This window comes from Streptomyces sp. NPDC031064, assembly GCF_055570965.1.
In genome coordinates this window covers 631,924-648,635 of the sequence record NZ_JBVIGF010000004.1, presented here as the reverse complement: position 1 = coordinate 648,635, position 16,712 = coordinate 631,924, and the positions used below count along the sequence as shown (strand labels likewise).

Below are 16,712 nucleotides of genomic sequence, written 5' to 3'. Positions count from 1 at the left end.
CCGGTTCCGGCCTACTTCAGCGTCAGCCAGGAGTCGTGGACGGCCATCGCCTTGAGCTGCTCCAGGGTGGCGGGCGGTGTCGTCCGGTTGGCGTCCTTGTGCGGGTACTCCGCGTTGTACGAGGTGATGGTGACGCGCAGGCCGTTCGGCCGTAGCGCGTCGACCCGCCACTCCGTGACGCCCTTGCCCTGCGCCGGCCGCTCCGACGTGGCGATCTTCGTGCCGTCCGGGAGCGTCTCGCTCCACCGCGGCTCCCCGTCGCCCCGGGCGCCCTTCGGGGTGAGGGTGGCCCGGAGGTAGCTCATGGTCTTGTTCCGGACGTCGTACGCGGTCATGTAGCCGGTGGCCCCCTCGCCACCGCCGCCGCGCGGTGACAGCCCCTTCGGCGACAGGCGCCGCACCTGGTCGCTCACGGCATCGCTTCCCCCGACGCGCAGGTTCCGGGTGAACACGTCGGGGTTGGGGATGCCGTACTTCGTCATCGACATCCGCAGATAGAGCAGCAGGTTGGAGGTCTGCATCTGCGTGAACGGCGGCCGCGCCCGGGTGGCCCGGCCCTCCTTCGGCAGGCCGTTGTACGTGGTCAGCTCGACGAGGAAGCCCTCCTCCGACAGGCTCACGGACCGGGACTTGGTCAGGCCCTTGTCGGCGGTGCTGACGAAGGTGGCGGTTGCCAAGGGGTACGGATCGTCGTCGCACTTGGTGACGGGAGGGGTGAGGTTCTTCGGGCAGGTGGCCTCCTTGCGGGCGGCCGGGTCCTTGGGGTCGGCCCGCTTGAACGAGATCTCCACCAGGGCCTCGCCGAATCCGTCGTCGTACACGAGCGAGGCGCGCGCCGCCTCGAACGGGTTGCCGAGGTTGCTGTCGGCACGCTGCTGGGTCATCTTGCCCTGCGGCAGCCCCCGCTCCAGGATCTGCACCATCTGGTCGGCGGAGACACGGATGTGCCAGTCGGGGTCCTGCCACTTCGGGTCCCGCGTCTCCCGCCGGGTCACGCTCGGGGACGGACCGGTGTCGTCGGCCACTTCCCGGGCGGAGGACGTCCCGAGCAGCCACCCCCCGTACAACGCCGAACCGGTCAGCGCCATCACGGCGCCGGCGGCCGCGCCCACGCGGCGCCGCATCACCCGGGCACGGCCCCGCCGCAGTCCGCCTTCCACGATCGCGCGGTGGTCCGTGGTGAAGGTTTCGCCGGCGCGGCGCATCGCCTCGGAGACGTCGTCCTCAAAGGGCATGGGGGAACCACCGTTCGTGGGTCGTATGACGTTCGGGTCGAAGGGGTGAGGGCGGCAGGCCGTTCAGTGGGCGGTGACGAGCTCGGCGAGGGTGCCACCGAGCTGTTCGCGGAGCCGTGCGAGCGCCCTGGTGGAGCGGGTGCGTACGGCGGCGGCGCTGACGTTCATGGCCGCGGCGGTCTCCTCCACGCTGCGGTCCTCCCAGTACCGCAGCACCACGACCGCCCGGTCCTTCGGGGCCAGCCGCGCCAGCGCGTCGAGGAGCGCCAACCGCAGGTCCGGGTCGTCGCCCCGGCCGGTGGCGGTCTCGGGCAGCTCGGCCAGCGGCCGCTCGCCCCAGGAGCGCCGTCGCCGCTGGGTGAGGTAGGTGCGGACGAGGACGGTCTGGGCGTACGCCGCCGGGCTGTCGACACGCGCCATCCGGCCCCACAGCGCGTACATCCGTCCCAGCGTCTCCTGCACCAGGTCCTCGGCGAGGTGGGTGTCGCCGCTGGTCAGCAGGCAGGCGGAGCGGAAAAGATGCCCGGTACGGCCCGCCGCGAACTCCATGAACTCGTCCGCTCGGGACCTTCTCATGCCCTCCCCTTCACCCCGCTGCCGTCGTGCTCCACCCCCTTGACGCGTCAGCCTCCGGCAAATGTTTCACACGGCTTTCCCCGCCGCCCTCCTTCCCGCGCACCGCGGGACCCGCCCCCGCACACGAGGGCGGGCCCCACATCCGTGGTGCCGGATGTGGGGCCCGCCCATGCGGTGGCTACGCGCGCGTCGTGTCCCGCGTCAGTCCCGGATCGCGTCAGTCGCGAACCGCGGCGGACGCGTTCTCGGAGATGACGTCCTCCAGGATGTGCGACAGGGCGCTGTCACCCTTGACCGCCGTGGAGTTCTCCACGCACTGCTGGTCCTGCTGGTCGTTCAGGATGTCCTGAACGCCGACGTTGACCAGCGCGATGATGTTCTGGACATCGGCGTAGATCGGCAGACCGATGCACGGCTTGTTCAGCGTGCCCTGGACAAGGCCCACCTGCGGGCTCTGGTGGCCGCCCGTCACGGTGTTGCCGTAGATCTGCCGGGAGAAGTTGCCGTTCTGCGTGTCGATTCCGCGGTCGCCCACGGCGGCGGCCATCGGCGCGGACGCGCCGAGCACGGCCGCAGCGACGCCGGCGGTAGCCAGAACCTTCTTGATCATGGTTCATCCCATTCGTCGAGAGACCCGGGTGCTCGGGTCGTGCCGCGCCCGGCGTCGGGCGCGTGGGGGGTGTAGCCGGGGATGGCCCCGGGCGCGTGGCGGCGGACGCCACGCGGTACCGCCCGCACGGCCCTGCGGCCGTGCGGGACGGTGGCCTCGCGTCAGTCCCGGACGGCGGCCGAGACGTTCTCGGAGAGGACGTCCTCCAGGAGGTGCGACAGGGCGCTGTCGCCCTTGACCGCCGTGGAGTTCTCGGCGCACTGCTGGTTCTGCGTGTCGTTGAGGATGTCCTGAACACCGACGTTGACCAGGGCCAGGATGTTCTGAACGTCGGCCTGGATCGGCAGACCGATGCAGGGCTTGTTGAGGGAGCCCTGGATCAGCCCGATCTGCGGGCTCATGTAGCCACCGGTGTGCGTGTTGCCGTACGACTGGGTGGCGAAGTTGCCGTTCTGCGTGTCGATTCCGCGGTCGCCCACGGCGGCGGCCATCGGCGCGGAGGCGCCAAGGACGGCCGCGGCGACGCCGGCGGTGGCCAGAACCTTCTTGATCATGGTCCATCCTTCTCGTCGAGAGACCCGGTGCTCGGGGTCGCCCTGATCAACAGCACGGCACCGTTTAAGTTGCGCCAGGTCACCCGAAGAGATCAATCACCTAAAAGCGGATGGAACGCTTGAATGATGATGAGGTTGTCCATCCCCCTGGACATGTCTGGTCGGGGCATGTCCGGGGTACACGCCCCATATGGACTCTCTCATGACGTTCACCACGGAATTCGCCGCTAAGGACCATGTCGTCGGTATTGGTCCGCTGGTCGCGGGCATCCTCCTCGTCGGCTTCCTGATCGGCGCCTTCTGGCTGGGACGGCGCATCCGGAACCGGGAGCCCGCGCCCCCCAAGCCCGACGAGCAGCCGCACCGGCCGCCGGACGCCGGGCTGCCGGGCGAGGCCGAGGGTCACCGCCGGCCCGCCGAGCTCGACGAGCGCGAGGACCGGGTGATGCCGTACGAGCTGAGGCACCAGAACACCGACCCCGACCCGACGCCGCCCACCGAGGAGGACGTCAAGTGGCGCGGCGCCCCCAGCGGCGGCTTCGGCAGCGGCGGGCCCACCACGGGCGGCTGACCCGCACCGCCCGGCGGGCCACATCGCCGGGTGTCCCCGGGCGGGCCGCGAACGGACCGCCCGGGCCGACCGCTGCCCGGACGCCCGGCCCGCGTGGCCCCGCCCCACGCACCGTTTCGCGTGCTCGGCCCCTGGGCACCCGGGGGCCATGAGCGGTACGGACACGGCCACGCACACCCCCGCCCGGGCGTCCGCGCGCGACACCGCGCGGCTGGCGGCGCAGGTGATCGCACCGACCCTCGCGGCCGGCGCCATCGTCCGCCGCCGCGCCGGGATGGCCCTCGCCGAGCGGTACGCCCTCGACCGGCGCGCCACCGGGCTGCTCACCGAACTGCGCGGCGCCTACGGCCCCGGCCCCCTCCGGCTCGACGTGGCCGGGCGCCACTTCGCCGTCCTCCTCCGGGCCGGCGACGCCGCCCGCGTCCTGAACGGCACGCCGGACCCGTACTCCCCCGCCACCCGCGAGAAGCGCGCCTCGCTGGAGCAGTTCCAGCCGCACGGCGTGCTGGTCTCGCGCGGTGCCGAGCGTGACGCGCGGCGCGCGTTCAACGAGGCCGTGCTGGAGTACGGCCACCAGATGCACAGGCTGGCGCCCCGGATGGTGCGCACGGTCAGGGAAGAGGCCGGCAAGCTCCTGGGCGCGACGACCGCCGGCGACGGAGAGATCGGCTGGGCGGACTTCGGCACCGCCTGGGACCGCACCGCCCGCCGCCTCGTACTGGGCGACACCGGGCGCGACGACACCGGCCTGACCGCGATGCTCGGCCGGCTGCGCGCCACCGCCAACTGGTCCGTCGCCGCCCCGCGCCGCACCACGCTGCGCGGCCGCTTCGAACGCCGCCTCCGCGCCCACCTCGACCGCGCCGAACCCGGCAGCCTCGCCGCCGCCCTGGCCGCCACGACCGCCGCGCCCGGCACCGACCCGGCGGGGCAGGTGCCGCACTGGCTGTTCGCCTTCGACGCGGCGGGCATCGCCACCTTCCGTGCGCTGGCCCTGCTGTCCACGCACACCGCGCAGGAGACGCAGGTACGCAACGAACTGGCGGTCACCGACCTGACCGAGCCCCGCCTCCTGCCGTACACCCGCGCCTGTGTGCTGGAGTCGCTGCGCCTGTGGCCGACCACGCCCTTCGTGCTGCGCGAGTCGGTGCGCGAGACCGACTGGGGCGAGGACGCGCTGCCGGCCGGCACCGAGTTCCTCATCTATACGCCCCTGTTCCACCGGGACGAGTCGCTGCCGTACTCCGACCGGTTCACCCCGGAGATCTGGCTGGACGGCACGGCCCAGGACACCGAGGCGCTGATGCCGTTCAGCGCGGGCCCCGGCGAGTGCCCGGGCGAGGACCTGGTGCTCCTGGTCACCTCCACCATGCTGGCGGCCCTGCTCGAACGGCACACGTACCTGCCGGAGCGGCCCGGCAGACTGCGGCCCGACCGGCCCCTGCCCCGCACCCTCGACCACTTCGGCCTGCGCTTCGCGGCCCTGCCCCACCGACCGTGAGCGGTTCCGTGAAGCGTGAGGGTACGGGCACGGGCTGTGACATGATGCGAGAGCCTCGCCAAGGCTGCTGTGAACGGAAAGGTTCGGCATGGCTCCTCGCGCCGGTAAATGGCAGCGTGTGCCCCTCATCCCTCAGAGCAGGCAAGCGACGGAGGCCGAGACGGTCCCCGTCTATTCGTCGTTGACGCGCGAATGGAGAGCGCTGGGCCGGACGGTCCCGGGCCTGCCGGACCGCGAATGGGACGTTCTGGTGGCGCGCCCCGTGTGGCCCAGCCGTTGAGCCATCTGCCTCCGGCCGTAGCTCGGCGGTTCGAGTGAATCGGCGCCGAAAGCAGCCGCAGTGGTGTCTTTCCGCTTTCGCATTCGTTGTGATTTTCGCAGTGGAAGCCGGGCCTCATCGCGGTCCGTTCGTCACGAAATCCGTGGCAAGACTTCCTCCTGTGGAAAGGAAGCCGAACTATGAAGTGCAAGAAGGCTGCGGTAGCCGTCGCCGGTGTTGTCATGGCGCTGGGTGCGGCCGCGCCTGCTGTGGCCGACGCGGACGCCAACGGTGCCGCCGTGAACTCGCCGGGCGTCATCTCCGGCAACGTCGTCCAGGTCCCGATTCACGTGCCGATCAACGTGTGCGGCAACACCATCAACATCATCGCGCTGCTGAACCCGGCCTTCGGGAACGTCTGCGTCAACAAGTGACGCGACATCAGGCCTCGGCCGCGTAACAGCCGGTCCCGGAGCGCTCCGGGACCGGCTTTTCCGTGCCCGGCTGCCCCAAGCGGGCGATGAAATCCACCAACGGCCTACTGAGCGGCGGGACCGCGATCCCGGTCGGCCCATTAAGAATACTTTTGCTCCGAGTGACTGAGCGACTGGCGAATCCTGGCGCCTGGCGAAGGAGCGGAGCATGGGTCACCGGAGAGCGAAGACGAGAGGCACGCGGCGGGGGGTGCTCGCCGCCGGGCTGCTGAGCCTGCTGACGGCCGGTTCGGTCCTGTCGGCCCCGGCCGGCCACGCCTCCGAGCCGGCGGCTCCACGGGGCCCGTCCCCGGAAGTCCTGGAGGCGCCCGGAACAGGGCAGGGCCCGGGCCCGGAAGGGGACCGGGAAGCCGGGGCGGCAACGGCGGCCACGGGGTCGACGGCGGCCACGGGGTCGACGAGCGGGGTGGAGGCCGACACGGGCAGCGGGCCCGGGACGGGGGCGGGACTGGAGCGCGCGGAGACCGCCGGTCCGGAGAACGAGCCGGCGCCGGGGGTGGGGAGCGGACCGGCCATGGGGGCCTACCTGGATTACGGGCCGCGGGGCATTCACCGCATGGCGGGGCTTCGCAAGTGGCTCGGTGGCACGGACCTGCGGGTCGGGCACACGTACCTGCCCGGTGACGTGTGGACCAATATCGAGGGCCGGCCCGGGTTCCTGGAGCACTGGGCGCGGTGGCGGCAGGAGCGCGGGGACCGGCTGTTCGTCCTCAACGTGCCCATGCTGGAGCGCAACGAGAGCCACCTGCCCGACCCCGTCGTACGGCAGTTGTTGCGGCTGGGCGCGGACGGGCGGTTCGACCGGCACTTCCGGGCCCTCGGCGAACGCCTCGTCCAGCTCGGCGTGCCGGACACCATCCTGGTCCTCGGCTGGGAGATGAACGGCATCACGTACTCGCACCGCTGCGGACCGGACCCGGAGGCGTGGAAGGCGTACTGGAAGCGCATCGTCACGGCCATGCGCGCGGTGCCCGGCCAGCGCTTCCGCTTCGACTTCGCGCCCAATCGCGGGCGGGACGCCATTCCGTGGACCGCCTGCTACCCCGGTGACGACGTCGTCGACATCATCGGGATGGACTCCTACGACCAGCCGTCGGGCGAGAGCTTCGACGAGCAGGTGAACCAGCCCTACGGGCTGCGGCAGCACGTGGAGTTCGCCGCCGAGCACGGCAAACCGATCTCGTACCCGGAGTGGGGGCTGTTCCGCAACGGCGACAACCCCGAGTACATGCGGCGCATGCTGGAGTGGATGGAACGGCACAAGCCGCTGTACCACACCATCACCGACTACTGCCCGCACGGCGTCTGGCAGTGCGACGAGAATCCGAAGTCGGCCGAGGTGTTCCGCACGATGCTCTCCGGCAAGGGCAACCCCACGGAACCGCAGCCCGAGCAGCCCGAACAGCCGGAGCAACCCGAACAGCCCGGACGCCCCGAGCAGCCAGAGCAGCCAGAGCAGCCCGAACAGCCCGGACGCCCCGAGCAGCCGGAACAGCCCGAGCAGCCCGAGCAGGCCGCCTGTACTCCGCTGGACCTCGGCGACTGGGTCGAGCGGTGGCTCGGCCGCCAACTGTGCGTGAAGTTCGAGTGGCGTCGTTACGTCAGGTCCTGAGCCGCCGCACCCACGTCCGGTCACGCAGCCGGTCCGCCGCCCACCGGCGGCCGGCCGCGTACCCGGCGAGGAGCAGCAGGAGCGGCGCGGTCCGTCGCCGGGCGAGCAACAGCCGCTGGTTGACGACCGGTTCGGGGCGCCAGTGGCTCTTGTACGGCTCCCGGCCGCGCAGCAGGCTCAGCGTGGTGCGGCCGCTCGCGCTGCTCTCCCGGGCGCCGTTGCGCAGCAGCAGGGTCGCCACGTCGACCTTGTGCGCGCGCAGCACGGGATCGGCCCCGTACAGGTAACCGCCGGACAGCAGCGGGGACATCAGCGTGAGGTCCGCGGCGACCAGGTCACCGGCCATGCGGAACTCCGTCACCATCGCGTCCCCCGACTCCACCATCGACCGCACCGCCCGCTGGAGGTGCTCCACGAACCGGGGCCGGAGGTGCTCCGGTGTCACCCCGCGGTCCGCCCACTGCCGGTGGTGCAGGGCCAGCAGCCGTTCCAGGGCGTGCGGCACCTCGGCGGCGGGTACGACGTGCTCCTCGATGCCCAGCCTGTCGAGCTTGCGCAGTTTCGATCGGGCCCGCTGGGCACGGGACGACGGGAGGCGGCCAACCAGTTCGTCGATGGGCGCGGCGGGCAGCTCCATGCACACCGAGTCGGGCAGGCGGCGGCGCGGGCCGCGCCAGCAGGCGTGGACCCGTTGCGCGGCGGCCCCGGCCCGCACCTCCCGGAGGTCGATCACGGCGGTACGGGCGAGGCGGCCGAGCGCCCGGGCCAGTACCGGTACCGCCTCGTCGGCGTGGGCGTCGTCGACGAGCACGTCGGAGAAGTCCGTGATGGCCCCGCCCAGGTGGGTCAGCACCGGCAGCGGCCGGCGCACCAGCCGGAGGGGCGCCGCCGCGACGAGCGCCCCGTCGCGGCGTACCAGGACGACGCGCAGGCGGCCGGGCGTGCCGTACGACACCCACCAGGAGTGCAGCCAGGAGTGCGACTGGAACGGGGTGGCCGTGGCGCACCTCCGGTACAGGCGCGCCCACTCGGCGGCGAGCCGGCCGAACGCCTCGCCGTCCCGGCAGACGGTCACCTCCCAGGTCATACGAGGGCCTCCGGATGCGGGTTCGGCTGGGGCGCCGACTGCGCGGCCGGGCCCGGGCCGGGCACGGACCGGTACCCGTACCGCGACCCGCGCCGCCCGTACCGGGGCCGCACCAGCAGGGCGAGCCCGCCGAGCAGCCCGCCCGCGCAGCCGCCGACGAGCGCGGACAGCGGTGGCGACGGCGAGACGGGGCTCGTCGGCGTGGCCGCCCGGGTGAACTGGAGGACCTTCACTCCGGTGCTGCCCTCCGTGTGGGAGCCCTTCTGCACGAGGGCCCTGGCCACGCTGTCGGCCATGCCCGCCGCGGCCGCGGCTTCCGGCGCCCGCGCCGTGATGGCGATCATCGGCGCGTCCGGCGAGGTCACCGCCTGGACGCTCGCGCGCAGCGTGGCCGCCGGCACGCCGGCCGCGACCTGGGCGTCGCCGACGATCGCGATGTCGGTGGCGACCCTCCCGTACGCCTGCGCCAGGCCCATCGCCCCGGCCGGGTCGGACTTCGCGGACGGTACGACGATGACGTAACTGGTGGCCGCGTACTCGGGGGTCTTCAGCAGCCCGTACCCGCCGCCGGCGAGGACGCCCAGCAGCGCGGCGGCCGGGACCAGCCACCGGCGGCGGGTGCGCTTGAGACGGGTGAGCCAGCCGATCGCACGGCGTACGGCAAGGGACTGGGTGGTGGTCATCGACAACTCACTTCGTCGTAGAGCTCGCTAGCTCGCTGTAGAGGGACATCAACTGCCGGGCGCTGTGCGCGATGTCGTAGCGGTGCACGGCGGCGGGGACCGGGAGCCGCTCACGGGCGACCGACGCCAGCGCGGCGGCCACCTCGGGTGCCGTGCCGCCGATCCGGCGCGCGCCGGGCGCCTCCTCGGGCGGCAGGTCGTCGAGCGCGGGGCACGCCACGTACCGCACGGGCAGCCCGGCGGCCAGCGCCTCGACGATCGCGAGCCCGAACGCCTCGTCGGCGGACGTGGACACGAACACGTCCATGGCCGACAGCAGTTCCGGCAGCCCACGGTCGACCGCCCCCGCCCACACCACCCGGTCCGCCGCCCCGCACTCCCGGGCGACCGCCTCCAGCCGCTGCCGCTGCTCGCCCTCCCCCACCAGCAGCAGCCGGACGTCGCCGGGCACCGAGGCCACCGCGCGGATCAGCGTGTCGAACCGCTTGCCCGCCGCGAGGCGCCCCACCCCGCCGACGACGTACGCGTCCGGCGCCAGCCCCAGCCGCCGCCGCACCGCCCGCCGCGCGGCCGGGTCGAACGCGAAGCGCTCCACGTCGATGCCGTTCGGCACCACCCGGATGCGCCCCGGGTGCACGCCCCATCCGGCCAGCCGCCGCGCCACCGTGTCGGAGACGGCGACCGTCGACGTGCCGAGCCGCTCGCTGGCCAGGTACAGGGCGCGTGCGCCGCTGCTCAGGCGCCGGCCCTCGATCTGGGCGGCGCCCAGCGAGTGTTCGGTCGCGACGACCGCCCGTACGCCGGCCAGCCGGGCGGCGAGCCGCCCGTACACGCACGCCCGGTACAGGTGCGTGTGGACGACGTCGAAGGCGCCGTGCCGGATGAGCCGGGTGAGGCGGGGCAGGGCGGCCAGGTCGCGGTTGCCGCGCATGCCCAGGTGGGCCACCGGCACCCCGTCGGCGCGCAGCGCGTCGGCGACCGGTCCGGGGTTGGTGAGCGTGACGACGCTGCTGCGGACGCGGTCCATGTGCGGCAGCAGCAGGCGCAGTTGCTGCTCGGCGCCGCCGATGCCGAGGCCGGTGATGATGTGCAGGACCTTCATGACATGGGTACGGGGGCGCGCCGGGACCCGTGCAGCTTCCGTTTGGCGTGCAGCCGCCACGCGGTGTCGCGCTGCCCGATGTGCACCCGGGGCAGGGCGAACACGCCGCTCACGGCGCCCGGGTCGATGGCGGCGGCGTACGTGTACCCCGCCTCCCGCACGGTCCGGACCGCGCGCTCGTTGACGTGCCCGTACGGGTAGCAGAACCCGTCCGGGGCCGTTCCCGTGATCGTGCGGAGCGCCTCCCGGCTCTCGGCCACCTCCTCGCGCAGTACGTGTTCGGGCGCACCGGACAGGGAGACGTGCCGCAGACCGTGCGAGGCGACCTCCATGCCGGCGGCTGCGCAGCGCCGGACGCCGTCCTCGGTGAGCAGCGGCTTGCGCGGGCCGAGCGCGTCCCAGGAGTTGTCCCCGCCGAGCCGGCCCGGGAGGACGAAGACGGTGGCCGTGCACTCGTGGCGGCGCAGGAGGGGGACCGCGTTGTCGAGGAAGTCGGCGTACCCGTCGTCGAAGGTGAGGCCGACCAGGCCGCGCGTGTCGCCGTGGCGGGCCGCGTACAGCAGCAATTGCCGTACCCCGACCCCGCGCAGGCCGTGGTCGCGCAGCCAGCGGAGCTGCTTGTCGAGGCGGGCGGGTGAGACGGTCACGTGGTACGGGTCATCGTCCGTGGTGTCGTCGATCGAGTGGTACATCGCCACCCAGAGGGGGATTCTCGGCTGGTTCATGTGCTGGCCTTCGCAGGGCGGATCGGATCAGGGAACGGGTCAGGGCGGGGACCACCGGGGCACGCAGGGCGCAGGCGGCGGCGGTGAACGTGGCCGTGACCACGGCGAGGGCGAGCGGCACGGCGAGCGGGGGCGGCCCGGCCGCGCACCACCATCCGGCCGCCGTGGCGACGGCCGCCGCCCCGGCGAGCCGGGCCAGCCCGAGCGCGAGGTGCCGGGCGTCGAGCGGGACGCTCTGCCGTCGTACGCCGGCCAGGAGGAGGGCGGCGGCGAGGCTGATGCCGAGCGCGTTGGCGGCGGCGATACCGGCGGCGCCCCACGGTCCGGCCCACGCCCGGCCGGCCGCGGCGGTCACGGCGATGCCGCCGAGCATGACGGCGCCCGGGTACCACAGGGGGCGGGAGGCGGAGAAGTAGCAGCGTACGAGGGCGCCGACGAGCGTCTGGCCGAGCAGCCCGAGGGCGTACGCCCGCATGACGGCGGCCGTGGCGGCGGTGTCCGCCGCGTCGAACGCGCCGCGCTGGAAGAGCAGTTCCACGATCTGCGGCGCGGCCGCCACGACGGTCGCGGCGCCGACGAGGACGATCACCCCCGCGAGCAGCAGGTCGCGCTCGGCCCGCCGCCGCGCGGTGTCCGGGTCGCCCGCCGCGAGCGCCCGCGCGACGACCGGGAAGCTGACCGTGCACAGCATCAGCGAGAGCACCATCGGCAGTTGGGCGACCTTCTGCGCGTAGTTGAGGTGCGAGATCGCCCCGGCGGGCAGCGGCGCGGCGAGGAAGCGCTCGACCAGGACCTGCGACTGGCGGCACACCGCGAACACGATCACCGGCGCGAGCGCGGCCAGCACGAGGCGGGGCGCCGGCCCGTTCCGGGCACGCGCCGGGCCGGGCGTACGCAGTTGCCGCCACAGGACCGGCGCCTGGACCAGCACCATCAGCGCGCCGCCCGCCGCGACCCCGGCCGCCGCCGCGCGCACGCCCCACTCGCCCGGGTCCAGCAGGACGACCGCCGCGATGATGCCGGTGTTGTACGCGACGTAGATCGCGGCGGGCGCGAGGAAGCGGCCGTGGGCGCGGAGCGCCGCGCTGAAGTAGCCGGCGAGGGCGAAGGAGAGCACGCAGGTCGCGGTCAACCGAGTGCAGTCGACCGCCAGTTGTCGCTCGGGGAGCCCGGGCGCGAGCAGGCCGACGAGCCAGGGCGCGGCGAGCACGAGCAGCCCGGCGGCCGCGCCCATGCCGAGGGCCGTCCTGGGGAGGGTGGCCCGGACGAGCGCGCGGACGGGGTCGCCGGTGGTGCCCGCCCGGCGGGCGAGGGCGGCGGCGAAGGCGGGTACGAGGACGAGGGCCATGCCGTCCTCGATCAGCAGGGTGGCCGCGAATTCCGGGACGGTCCATGCCACGAGGAACGCGTCCGTGCCGGTACCCGCGCCGAACGTGTGGGCGAGCAGTTGGTCCCGGACCAGCCCGAGCAGGGCGCCCACCGCCGTCAGGGCCGCGGTGAGCGCGGCCGCCCGGGCGAGGAAGCGGCCGGACGGCGCCCATGCCCGGTCCTCGGGCGCCGGGGCCGCCGCGACGCGGTGGGGGGCGTCAGCCATGCGGGCCTCCGGCCACGGGGGCGGCGTCGGCGCGAGGGGCCGTGGCGGACCGTCCCGGCGGGCCGGCGTCGGCGTACGGCCACGAAGCCGGTCGGGCACCCCGCCGATCCGCGCGGGGGTCCCCCCTCTGGGGGAAGGCCGGTGCCGGAGGGGCCTCGCCCCCGCCCACCGCCTCCGGCGCGAACGCCCACCAGGCGGCAAGCCCGAGCACCAGCGCCGTGAGGACCGTCGCCGGGCCGCCGATGTCCGCGTACGCGAAGTCGACGAGCTGCCAGACCAGCAGGCCCACCGCGACCAGCCCGCAGTCCGGCACCGCCCCGGCCCGGCGGGCGTCCGCCAGGCGCCGCACCCCGCACGCCAGCAGCGCGAGCCAGCTCCCGGCGACCGTCAGCAGGCCCAGCAGCCCCTGCTCGCCCAGTACCAGGAGGTACATGTTGTGCGGCGACAGCAGGGGTTGCCGCTCGAAGCCCCGGCCGGCGCCCGCCGTGTCGCTGCCGGACGACAGGCCGAGCGAGGCGTGACTGTCCCGGTAGTGGGGGAAGCCCTTGAGCCCGACGCCCGTGAGCGGCTCGGCGCGCCACATCCCGGCCGCCGCGGCCCACATGGTGTACCGGTCGGTGACCGACCGGTCGGGGGTCGCCGTGACCTGCGAGATGCTCGCGACCCGCTCCTGGACCATCTGCGAACCGACGCCCAGCCCGGCCACCAGCACCACGCCCAGCGCGCCCGCCGCGAGCCCCACCCGCACGGCGCGCCGCACCCCGCACAGCGCCAGCAGCAGCCCGCAGGCCGCCACCGTCGCGATCCAGGCGCCCCGGCTGAACGACACCACCAGGGGCACGAGCAGCAGTCCGCCGCAGGCCGGCGCCCACGCCCGGGCCCGCCGCCCCGCCTCCCCCGGGGAACCGAGCGCGATCCCGGCCGCCGCGACGATCCCGTACGCGACGACCGTCGCCATGCCCATCACGTCGGTGGGCCCGAAGGTCCCCACCGCCCGGACGTCCTCCCCCATGTACGACGCGCCCGTGCCGGTCACGTACTGGGCGACGCCCACCGCCCCCTGCGCGAGCGCGAGGCCGATCACCGCCCAGGTGACCACGGCGAAGTCCCGCCGGTCGCGTACCAGCAGCACCACGGCCGCCGGTACGAGGACGAAGACCTGGAGGTAGCGGGCGACGCCCGGAAGGCTGGCGGCCGGGTCGTGGGACGTGACCGCCGCCGTGCAGACGCCCAGCACGGGCAGGCCCAGCACGACGGCCGCCGTACGCGACAGCGGCCGCGCCCGGTCCCGTACCAGGCGTACGGCGCAGAAGGCGACCAGCACGGCGGACGCGGCGTCCGCGACCGTTCCGGTGCCCGAGGAGCCGTGCGGCGGCGGGACGGCGAGCAGCGCGACGACCACGAGCAACGGCACCAACGGCGCCCACCTGCGTACCGGCATCAGCTTCCCGCCGGGCGGATCAGCGAGGCCGCCGTGCGCAGCAGGATGCACACGTCCTGCCAGAGCGACCAGTGGTCGATGTAGTGGTTGTCGAAGCGGCACCGGTCCTCGATGGAGGTGTCGCCGCGCAGCCCGTGCACCTGCGCGAGCCCGGTCAGCCCGACCGGCATCCGGTGCCGTGCCGCGTAACCGGGGTGGACGCGGCTGAACTTGGCGACGAAGTAGGGGCGTTCCGGGCGCGGCCCGACGAGGCTCATGTCGCCGCGCAGCACGTTCCAGAGCTGCGGCAGCTCGTCGAGCGAGGTCCGGCGCAGGAACGTTCCGACAACGCTCATCCGCTCGTCGTGGGCGACGCTCCACCGGGTGGCGGCCTCCTCGTCGTCGGCGGGCCGCAGCGTACGGAACTTCAGCAGCGTGAAGAGTCGGCCGTCCTGGCCGACGCGCTCCTGCCGGAAGACCACACCGGGGCCGTCCGACAGCCGGATCGCGGCCGCGCACAGCAGCAGGAGCGGGGAGAGTACGGCGAGCATGAGCCCGGCGACGGTGACGTCGAGGATCCGTTTGGGCAGTCGGCCCCGGTGGGCGGGCGGCGGGTCCAGGCGCCGGCACGCGTGGCCCCACAGGTGCTGGCTCATCGGCGTACCACCGCCCGTACCGCCGGCCGTACCGCCGCCCGTGTCGCCGCCCGTGTCGCCGACGAGCCAGCCGACACAGCCGTAGTGGCGCAGCAGCGCGACGAGGTCGGTCTGCTCGGCGCCGGCGAACAACGCGTCGCGCACGCTGTTCTGGATGACGGCCCGGTGGATCTCCTCGGGGCTGGTCAGCACCGGCAGTGACGATTCGGCGGGCGGCTGCGGCCGCTGCGTGTCGACGATGCCGACCGGCCGGATGCCGTACTCGGGGTGCCTGGCGAGCGTGGCGGCCAGCCGCTGCGCGGCGGGCGCTGGGCCGACGACGAGCGCGGAGCGCGGGTGCGCGCGGGCGGCGGCGCGGCGACGGTGGTGCAGCACGGCACGGCACCCGCACACGAAGGCCAGGTGGACGGCGTACGCGGCGGCCAGCGTCGCCGGGCCGATGGCGCGCTGCGGGGACTGCGCGGCGAGCAGCGTGGCGGCCGCGCACCACGCGATGGCCGCACGCCCGGCGAGGGTGGGCAGTTCGTCGAGTACGGAGAGGACGGGGCCGGGCCGGTAGAGGCCGGCGTACGCGTTGAGCGCGGCCAGGAACGCGGTGAGCTGCATCAGCAGGGCGGCGGCGCGCTGTTCGTGGTCGAGCAGCAGCGCGGCGAGCAGCACGGCGGCGCAGTCGGCGGCGACGAGGGAGGAGACGAAGGGCGGTGCGGGCACCGGGCGGCGCGGCGGCAGGGCCAGCCGGTCCGCCCGCCCGCGGGGCGGGACGACGGTGGTGGCCGGGCTGGTGCTTTCCGTGGTCACTGGGAGATCGGCTCCCTGAGCTCGTGGCGCGGTGCGGCGGTCACCTCGCGGTACACGTCCGCGATGGCCGCGCCCGCGCGCCGCACGTCGAACCGCCGCAGCACGTGCTGCTGGGCCTGGCGGCCCAGGGCCTCCCGCAGGACGGGCCGCCGCAGCAGTCCGGCGAGGGCGGCGCCGAGTGCCGCCGGGTCGCCGGGGCGTACCAGGCAGTGCGTCTCGTGGCCCGGCGGCAGGCTCTCGCGGGCGCCGTCCACGTCGGTGAGGACGACGGGGCGGCCGCCCGCCATGGCCTCCAGGGGCGCGAGGGCCATCCCTTCCCAGCGGGACGGCTGGACGACGAGGTCGGCGGCCCGGTACCAGGGGGCGGGATCGGCGACGGCGCCGGCGAAGGTCACCGACGGCGTCACGCGGCCGCCCCGCCCGGCGGCGGCGCGCAGGGCTTCGGCGTCCGGGCCGTCGCCGACGAGGACGAGCCGGGCGTGCGGTACGCGGTCGAGGACGGCGGGCCACGCCTCCAGGAGGGTGTCCTGGCCCTTCTGACGGCACAGCCGTCCCACGCACACCACGAGCGGTGCCGAGGCGGGCAGCGCGAGCGCCGCGCGGGCGGCCGCCCGGTCCGGTGCCGTGGCGAACCGCCGGGCGTCCACGCCGTTGTGGACCACCGACCAGGCCGCCCGTACGCCCGCCCGCTCGCCACGCCGCCGTTCCGCCTCGCTGACGCAGACGACCCGGTCGGTCCAGCGGGCGGCCCAGCGCTCCCACCGCCTGGCGAGCGCGCCGGTCACCCCGTCGACCGCCTCGAACGACCAGGCGTGCGGCTGGTACACGGTGGGCACACGGCCGCGCACGGCGATCCGGGCGGCCAGCCCGGCCTTCGCGCTGTGCGCGTGCACCAGGTCGGGGCGGAGCAGGTCGACGAGCTCGGCGATCCGGCGGCTCTCCGCCACCAGCCCCGGCCCCGGTTCGCGCCCCGCCCGCCACGGGTGCACATCGGCGCCGCACGCCCCGGCCGCCACCGCGAGCGGCGTCCCGGGCGGGCAGGCGACGGCCACCCGCATTCCCAGGTCCACCTGCGCACCGGCCACGTCGGTGACCACACGGGCCACGCCGCCGTCACCCGGCTGGACAACATGCAATGCGGTAAGTGGGGGACGCACGCGTGACCCTTTCTACGAAGCTGGTGGCAGTGAGGGGTCGGCGCTTTCCGGCGCGCGGGCGAATGTCAGGCCTCTGAA

16 protein-coding genes are annotated in these 16,712 nt (G+C 74.3%); 4 read left to right on the top strand and 12 right to left on the bottom strand.

The features are described 5' to 3' along the window. Window positions 1-11 precede the first annotated feature (11 nt). The 4 genes from ACZ46W_RS18380 to ACZ46W_RS18365 all read right to left on the bottom strand — a co-directional run bounded on the left by ACZ46W_RS18380 (window position 12) and on the right by ACZ46W_RS18365 (window position 2,975). Window positions 12-1,235, bottom strand: a complete 1,224-nt coding sequence (locus tag ACZ46W_RS18380; RefSeq protein ID WP_468338585.1) for a hypothetical protein — start codon at window positions 1,233-1,235, stop codon at window positions 12-14. 63 nt (window positions 1,236-1,298) lie between these two features. Further along, entirely contained in the window at window positions 1,299-1,811 is a 513-nt protein-coding gene (locus ACZ46W_RS18375; RefSeq protein ID WP_468338583.1) for a SigE family RNA polymerase sigma factor, read from the bottom strand. A 217-nt stretch (window positions 1,812-2,028) separates the two neighbouring features. Beyond that, complete coding sequence (locus ACZ46W_RS18370; RefSeq protein ID WP_468338581.1) at window positions 2,029-2,421, bottom strand: rodlin; 393 nt, start codon at window positions 2,419-2,421, stop codon at window positions 2,029-2,031. Between the two features lie 161 nt (window positions 2,422-2,582). Continuing rightward, entirely contained in the window at window positions 2,583-2,975 is a 393-nt protein-coding gene (locus ACZ46W_RS18365) for a rodlin (RefSeq protein ID WP_366128409.1), read from the bottom strand. A 202-nt stretch (window positions 2,976-3,177) separates the two neighbouring features. On the opposite strand from ACZ46W_RS18365, the gene ACZ46W_RS18360 reads away from it, so the two are divergent. From ACZ46W_RS18360 to ACZ46W_RS18345, 4 genes are all read left to right on the top strand, one after another. Continuing rightward, entirely contained in the window at window positions 3,178-3,546 is a 369-nt protein-coding gene (locus tag ACZ46W_RS18360) for a DUF6479 family protein (RefSeq protein WP_468338578.1), read from the top strand. A 148-nt stretch (window positions 3,547-3,694) separates the two neighbouring features. Beyond that, window positions 3,695-5,047 carry a cytochrome P450 gene (locus tag ACZ46W_RS18355; protein WP_468338576.1) on the top strand — a complete coding sequence of 451 codons (1,353 nt, stop codon included), beginning with the start codon at window positions 3,695-3,697 and terminating at the stop codon, window positions 5,045-5,047. 459 nt (window positions 5,048-5,506) lie between these two features. Beyond that, window positions 5,507-5,740, top strand: a complete 234-nt coding sequence (locus tag ACZ46W_RS18350; protein ID WP_468338574.1) for a chaplin — start codon at window positions 5,507-5,509, stop codon at window positions 5,738-5,740. A gap of 208 nt (window positions 5,741-5,948) precedes the next feature. Continuing rightward, window positions 5,949-7,412 carry a glycoside hydrolase family 26 protein gene (locus ACZ46W_RS18345; RefSeq protein WP_468338572.1) on the top strand — a complete coding sequence of 488 codons (1,464 nt, stop codon included), beginning with the start codon at window positions 5,949-5,951 and terminating at the stop codon, window positions 7,410-7,412. On the opposite strand, the gene ACZ46W_RS18340 is transcribed toward ACZ46W_RS18345, so the two are convergent. From ACZ46W_RS18340 to ACZ46W_RS18305, 8 genes are read right to left on the bottom strand one after another with little or no spacing between them, the layout of a single operon-like run. After that, window positions 7,402-8,499, bottom strand: a complete 1,098-nt coding sequence (locus ACZ46W_RS18340) for a GNAT family N-acetyltransferase (protein WP_468338570.1) — start codon at window positions 8,497-8,499, stop codon at window positions 7,402-7,404. The two genes, ACZ46W_RS18345 and ACZ46W_RS18340, sit on opposite strands and share 11 nt — an antisense overlap. Further along, window positions 8,496-9,182, bottom strand: coding sequence for a YveK family protein (locus ACZ46W_RS18335; protein ID WP_468338568.1), 687 nt, complete (start codon window positions 9,180-9,182; stop codon window positions 8,496-8,498). Before ACZ46W_RS18335 ends, ACZ46W_RS18340 begins: the two co-directional genes overlap by 4 nt. Before the next feature lie 7 nt (window positions 9,183-9,189). Further along, window positions 9,190-10,284 carry a glycosyltransferase gene (locus tag ACZ46W_RS18330; RefSeq protein ID WP_468338566.1) on the bottom strand — a complete coding sequence of 365 codons (1,095 nt, stop codon included), beginning with the start codon at window positions 10,282-10,284 and terminating at the stop codon, window positions 9,190-9,192. Next, window positions 10,281-11,009, bottom strand: a complete 729-nt coding sequence (locus ACZ46W_RS18325) for a polysaccharide deacetylase family protein (RefSeq protein WP_468338565.1) — start codon at window positions 11,007-11,009, stop codon at window positions 10,281-10,283. The genes ACZ46W_RS18330 and ACZ46W_RS18325 overlap by 4 nt, the downstream gene beginning before the upstream one ends. Beyond that, the gene (locus tag ACZ46W_RS18320) at window positions 10,942-12,603 is read right to left on the bottom strand and encodes a lipid II flippase MurJ (RefSeq protein ID WP_468338563.1); all 1,662 of its coding nucleotides are present in this window, start codon (window positions 12,601-12,603) and stop codon (window positions 10,942-10,944) included. The genes ACZ46W_RS18325 and ACZ46W_RS18320 overlap by 68 nt, the downstream gene beginning before the upstream one ends. Beyond that, on the bottom strand, window positions 12,596-14,044 hold the full coding sequence (locus tag ACZ46W_RS18315; protein WP_468338561.1) for an O-antigen ligase family protein: 1,449 nt from the start codon (window positions 14,042-14,044) through the stop codon (window positions 12,596-12,598). Before ACZ46W_RS18315 ends, ACZ46W_RS18320 begins: the two co-directional genes overlap by 8 nt. Beyond that, a complete protein-coding gene (locus ACZ46W_RS18310) occupies window positions 14,044-15,477 on the bottom strand; it encodes a sugar transferase (protein WP_468338559.1) in 1,434 nt (477 codons plus the stop codon). Before ACZ46W_RS18310 ends, ACZ46W_RS18315 begins: the two co-directional genes overlap by 1 nt. After that, window positions 15,474-16,634, bottom strand: coding sequence for a glycosyltransferase (locus ACZ46W_RS18305; RefSeq protein WP_468338557.1), 1,161 nt, complete (start codon window positions 16,632-16,634; stop codon window positions 15,474-15,476). Before ACZ46W_RS18305 ends, ACZ46W_RS18310 begins: the two co-directional genes overlap by 4 nt. Window positions 16,635-16,712: the final 78 nt, after the last annotated feature.

Excerpts from the sequence above, each read along its gene's own strand:
- ACZ46W_RS18335 (WP_468338568.1), bottom strand. The coding sequence starts at position 9,182 with ATGACCACCACCCAGTCCCTTGCCGTACGCCGTGCGATCGGCTGGCTC.
- ACZ46W_RS18355 (WP_468338576.1), top strand. The coding sequence starts at position 3,695 with ATGAGCGGTACGGACACGGCCACGCACACCCCCGCCCGGGCGTCCGCG.
- ACZ46W_RS18330 (WP_468338566.1), bottom strand. The coding sequence starts at position 10,284 with ATGAAGGTCCTGCACATCATCACCGGCCTCGGCATCGGCGGCGCCGAG.
- ACZ46W_RS18375 (WP_468338583.1), bottom strand. The coding sequence starts at position 1,811 with ATGAGAAGGTCCCGAGCGGACGAGTTCATGGAGTTCGCGGCGGGCCGT.
- ACZ46W_RS18320 (WP_468338563.1), bottom strand. The coding sequence starts at position 12,603 with ATGGCTGACGCCCCCCACCGCGTCGCGGCGGCCCCGGCGCCCGAGGAC.
- ACZ46W_RS18345 (WP_468338572.1), top strand. The coding sequence starts at position 5,949 with ATGGGTCACCGGAGAGCGAAGACGAGAGGCACGCGGCGGGGGGTGCTC.
- ACZ46W_RS18350 (WP_468338574.1), top strand. The coding sequence starts at position 5,507 with ATGAAGTGCAAGAAGGCTGCGGTAGCCGTCGCCGGTGTTGTCATGGCG.
- ACZ46W_RS18360 (WP_468338578.1), top strand. The coding sequence starts at position 3,178 with ATGACGTTCACCACGGAATTCGCCGCTAAGGACCATGTCGTCGGTATT.
- ACZ46W_RS18365 (WP_366128409.1), bottom strand. The coding sequence starts at position 2,975 with ATGATCAAGAAGGTTCTGGCCACCGCCGGCGTCGCCGCGGCCGTCCTT.
- ACZ46W_RS18325 (WP_468338565.1), bottom strand. The coding sequence starts at position 11,009 with ATGAACCAGCCGAGAATCCCCCTCTGGGTGGCGATGTACCACTCGATC.
- ACZ46W_RS18370 (WP_468338581.1), bottom strand. The coding sequence starts at position 2,421 with ATGATCAAGAAGGTTCTGGCTACCGCCGGCGTCGCTGCGGCCGTGCTC.
- ACZ46W_RS18315 (WP_468338561.1), bottom strand. The coding sequence starts at position 14,044 with ATGCCGGTACGCAGGTGGGCGCCGTTGGTGCCGTTGCTCGTGGTCGTC.
- ACZ46W_RS18340 (WP_468338570.1), bottom strand. The coding sequence starts at position 8,499 with ATGACCTGGGAGGTGACCGTCTGCCGGGACGGCGAGGCGTTCGGCCGG.
- ACZ46W_RS18380 (WP_468338585.1), bottom strand. The coding sequence starts at position 1,235 with ATGCCCTTTGAGGACGACGTCTCCGAGGCGATGCGCCGCGCCGGCGAA.